Source organism: Hydrogenophaga sp. (assembly GCF_051007235.1).
Lineage (GTDB): Bacteria > Pseudomonadota > Gammaproteobacteria > Burkholderiales > Burkholderiaceae_C > Hydrogenophaga.
This window is the reverse complement of the sequence record NZ_JBPCSJ010000144.1, coordinates 1-4,643: the sequence shown is the minus strand read 5'-3', so window position 1 is coordinate 4,643 and position 4,643 is coordinate 1. Positions and strand designations below refer to the sequence as shown.

Below are 4,643 nucleotides of genomic sequence, written 5' to 3'. Positions count from 1 at the left end.
CTGGTCGGCACCGACAGCCACACCACCATGATCAACGGCCTGGGCGTGGTGGGCTGGGGCGTGGGCGGCATCGAGGCCGAGGCCGCCATGCTGGGCCAGCCGGTCTACTTCCTCACGCCCGACGTGGTGGGCTTCGAGCTGACCGGCCGCCTGCGCGAGGGCTGCACCGCCACCGACCTGGTGCTCACCGTCACCGAGATCCTGCGCCGGCACAAGGTGGTGGGCAAGTTCGTGGAGTTCTTTGGCGAAGGCACGGCCTCGCTGGCGCTGCCCGACCGCGCGACCATCGCCAACATGGCGCCCGAGTACGGGGCCACGATGGGCTTTTTCCCGGTGGACGACAAAACCCTGGGCTACCTGCGCGGCACCGGCCGCAGCAAGGCCGAGATCGAAGCCGTGGAGGCCTACTTCAAGGCGCAGGGCCTGTTCGGTATTCCGAAGGCCGGGGACATCGATTTCTCCCAGGTCGTGACGCTGGACCTGGGCACCGTGGCCCCGTCGCTGGCCGGCCCCAAGCGCCCGCAAGACCGCATCGAGATCGGGCAGGTGGCGGCGCAGTTCGCTTCGCTGTTCAGCCAACCCAACGAGCAGAACGGCTTCAACCAGCCGGCCGCCAAGCTCGCGCAGACCTTCCGCACCGACAGCGGCATCGCGGTGAACAACGGTGACGTGCTGATCGCCGCCATCACCAGCTGCACCAACACCAGCAACCCCGGTGTGCTGCTGGCGGCGGGTCTGCTGGCGAAGAAGGCGGTCGAGGCCGGCCTGACGGTCCAGCCGCACATCAAGACCTCGCTCGCGCCCGGCTCGCGCATCGTCACCGAATACCTTGAATCCACCGGCCTGCTCCCCTACCTCGAACAGCTGGGCTTCGCGCTGGCCGGCTACGGCTGCACCACCTGCATCGGCAACGCGGGCGACCTCACGGCGGAACTGAACGCCGTCATCACGCAGAACGACCTGGTGTGCGCGGCCGTGCTCTCGGGCAACCGCAACTTCGAGGCGCGCATCCACCCCAACCTGAAAGCCAACTTCCTCGCCAGCCCGCCGCTGGTGGTGGCCTACGCCATCGCTGGCAACGTGATGACGGACCTGATGACCGAACCGGTGGGCACCGGCCACGGCGGCCGGCCGGTGTACCTGGGCGACATCTGGCCCGGGAGCGACGAGATCCATGCCCTGCTGCGCCACGCGATGAAGGGCAAGGCCTACCGCGACAACTACGCCCGGGTGAAGACCGACCCCGGCGCGCTGTGGGAACGCATCGCCGGCGCCACCGGCACCACCTATCACTGGCCAGCCAGCAGCTACATCGCCGAACCGCCGTTCTTCGAGGGCTTCTCGCTGGACGCCGGCGCCGCTGCTTCGGCCAACGTGCGGGGCGCGCGCATCATGGCCCTGTTCGGCGACTCCATCACCACCGACCACATCTCGCCGGCCGGGTCCATCCAGGCCCGTTCCCCCGCGGGCCAGTGGCTGCGCGCACGCGGTGTACAGCCGGCCGACTTCAACAGCTACGGCGCCCGCCGCGGCCACCACGAGGTCATGATGCGCGGCACCTTCGCCAACGTGCGCATCAAGAACCTGATGCTGCCGCCGCTGGCCGGCGGCTCGCGCGAGGAGGGCGGCCTGACCCTGCACCAGCCGTCCGGTGAAAAGCTGCCGATCTACGACGCCGCCATGCGCTACCGCGCCGCCGGCGTGTCCACGGTCATCTTCGCGGGCGAGGAATACGGCACCGGCTCCAGCCGCGACTGGGCCGCCAAGGGCACGCAGCTGCTGGGCATCAAGGCCGTCATCGCCAGGAGCTTCGAGCGCATCCACCGCAGCAACCTGGTGGGCATGGGCGTGCTGCCCTTGCAGTTTGCGCCCGGCGACAGCTGGGAAGCGCTGGGCCTGCGCGGCGACGAGGTGATCGACGTGATCCCGCAGGCCGACCTGGCGCCGCGCAGCCCGGCCACCTTGCGCATCACCCGCGCCGATGGTTCGGTGCGGGAACTCGCCTTGATCCTGCGCATCGACACCCCGGTGGAGGTGCAGCAGTTCCGCGCCGGCGGCATCCTGCCCTATGTGCTGCGGCAGCTGCTGGGCGCTTGAGCCAGCGGCGGCAAAACGGCATGATGTGACCACGCCCGCCACGGTCCTTTCGGAGACGTCATGCGCAAGCCCGCTCTCTACAGCCGCTCTGTCCGCACTGCGCCCGCCGTGCCGGCCGAGGTTCCAGCGCCCGGACCGCAGGCCGAGCCACAGCAGCCCCGCTGGCGCCGGGCACTGGGCCGAGCCGCCGTTCACCCACGGGTGATGTGGGCGGCGCTGGCCCTGCTGGCCGCGCTGCTGTTGGCCAGCCAGTGGCAGCAGCACCGCAACGCGCCGCGGGTGCTGACCCAGAAAGACATCGACGCCGCGGTGCTGCGCACCCTGACCACGCAGAACCTGCCCTCGCGCGCGGCGAGGGCGGCAGAGAAGATCCGCACAGCCGTGGTGCGGGTGGAGGCGCTGGCCCGGAACAAGCGCGGCGAGATGGTGGAACAGGGTGTGGGCACCGGCGTGGTCATCACCGACAAGGGCACCATCCTGACCAACCTGCACGTGGTGCAGAGCGCGCAGGCCGTGCGCCTGGTGTTCGCGGACGGCAGCACGTCGGATGCGCAGCTGGCCGGTGTGCAGCCCGAGCACGACCTGGCGGTGCTGCAGGCACTGACCATTCCCGACGATTTCCATGCCGCCACGCTGCGCAGCACGCACGACCTCAAGCCCGGTGACGAGGTGGTGGCCGTGGGTTTTCCCTTCGGCATCGGCCCGTCCACCTCGGCCGGTGTGGTGTCGGGTCTGGGCCGTTCGTTCCGCGCGCCCGAGGGTGAGCAGGACATCGGCAACCTGATCCAGTTCGACGCCGCGGCCAACCCGGGCAACTCCGGTGGCCCGCTGGTCACCATGGACGGGGAGGTGGTGGGCATCGTCACCGGCATCCTCAACCCCACCAGCCACCGCACCTTTGTCGGCATCGGATTTGCCGTGCCCATTGAGAGCGCCGCCAGCGCGGCAGGCCTCCCACCGTTTTGAGATGAACACCCCCTGCGCCGCTTCGCGTCTTCCCCCTCTCTCGCCTGCGGCGGGAGGGGGACCGCCCCTGCGGCCTGGCGAAGCCAGTTCCGCGGCGCGGCTGGTCTGAGCCTCTTCGTTCTTGCGATCCCTGTTTGACTGGAGACCCTATGAATCCCACCGACACCCCCGACACCGCCCGCTTCATGGAAGAGATCCTCTACGAGGTCAAGCGCGTCGTGGTCGGGCAGGACCGGTTCCTGGAGCGCGTCATGGTCGCGCTGCTGGCGGGCGGGCATTTGCTGGTGGAAGGTGTGCCCGGCCTGGCCAAGACGCTGACCGTCAAGACCTTGTCCAACGTGGTGCAGGGCCGCTTCAAGCGCATCCAGTTCACGCCCGACCTGGTGCCGGCCGACCTGGTGGGCACACGCATCTACAACCAGAAGACCGGCGACTTCAGCACCGCGCTGGGCCCCGTGTTCGCCAACCTGCTGCTGGCCGACGAGATCAACCGCGCGCCGGCCAAGGTGCAGAGCGCGCTGCTGGAGGTGATGCAGGAGCGGCAGGTGACGATCGCCGGTGAGACGCATCGCGTGCCCGAACCGTTTCTGGTGATGGCGACGCAGAACCCCATCGAGACCGAAGGCACCTACCCGCTGCCCGAGGCGCAGGTGGACCGCTTCATGATGAAGGTGCTCGTGGACTACCCGACCGACGAGGAAGAGGTCGTGATCGTCGAACGCGTCACCGGTCCGGTGGTGCAGGTCAACGCGGTGGCCACCACCGACCAGCTGGCGGCGTTGCAGGCGCGCTGCCGCGAGGTGTACGTGGACCCCTCGCTGGTGCAGTACGCGGTCAGGCTGGTGTCGGCCACGCGCACACCCGACAAGCATGGCCTGAAGGACACCGCGCGACTCATCACCTACGGCGCCAGCCCGCGCGCCACCATCGGCCTGGTGGAAGGCGCACGCGCTCTGGCCCTGCTGCGCGGGCGCAGTTACGCGTTGCCCGAAGACATGAGCGACCTGGTGCCCGACGTGCTGCGCCACCGCGTGGTGCTGTCCTACGAGGGCCTGTCCGAAGGGCTCACCAGCGACGCGCTGATCGAACGCATCATGAAAGCGGTGCCGGCCCCGGCCAAGCCGCTGGAACACGAGCGCAAGGCCGCCTGAACGGAACACCGCCATGCTGCTGAGCCTGTTCAAACGCAAACCACCGCCGCCCCCGGCGGTGCCCGTGGGAGACGGCGGTCGCACCGAAGCCCTGCTCAAGCGCCTGGAATGGACGGTCATCAAGCGGCTCGACGGTTTGCTGCAGGGCGACCACCGCACCCTGATGCGCGGCACCGGTCTGGACCTGGCCGACCTGCGCGAATACCAGCACCACGACGACGTGCGCCACATCGACTGGAACGTCACCGCGCGCCTGCAGACGCCGCACGTGCGCGTGTTCACCGAAGACCGCGAGATGGCCGCCTGGTTCCTGCTGGACCTCAGCCCCTCGGTGGACTTCGGTTCCGGCCAGCAGCGCAAGCGCGAACTGCTGCAGGGCTTCGTGGGCGTGGTGGCGCGCCTGATCAGCCGCCACGGCAACCGCGTGGG

The 4,643-nt window shown here is 69.4% G+C and carries 4 protein-coding genes; all 4 read left to right on the top strand.

Translation table 11 applies throughout. The features are described 5' to 3' along the window. On the top strand, positions 1 to 2,097 hold a 2,097-nt coding region (gene acnA / locus ACR2JA_RS05410), incomplete at its 5' end, for an aconitate hydratase AcnA (RefSeq protein WP_434008088.1). Positions 2,098 to 2,157: 60 nt separating this feature from the next. Further along, complete coding sequence (locus ACR2JA_RS05405; RefSeq protein WP_434008087.1) at positions 2,158 to 3,063, top strand: S1C family serine protease; 906 nt, start codon at positions 2,158 to 2,160, stop codon at positions 3,061 to 3,063. A 149-nt stretch (positions 3,064 to 3,212) separates the two neighbouring features. Then, positions 3,213 to 4,214: an AAA family ATPase gene (locus tag ACR2JA_RS05400; RefSeq protein ID WP_434008086.1), complete on the top strand. Its 1,002-nt coding sequence runs from the start codon at positions 3,213 to 3,215 to the stop codon at positions 4,212 to 4,214. A gap of 13 nt (positions 4,215 to 4,227) precedes the next feature. Then, positions 4,228 to 4,643, top strand: a 416-nt coding sequence (locus ACR2JA_RS05395; RefSeq protein ID WP_434008085.1) for a DUF58 domain-containing protein, incomplete at its 3' end; no start/stop codon positions are given.

Coding starts and splice junctions, on each gene's coding strand:
- ACR2JA_RS05405 (WP_434008087.1), top strand. CDS start 2,158: ATGCGCAAGCCCGCTCTCTACAGCCGCTCTGTCCGCACTGCGCCCGCC.
- ACR2JA_RS05400 (WP_434008086.1), top strand. CDS start 3,213: ATGAATCCCACCGACACCCCCGACACCGCCCGCTTCATGGAAGAGATC.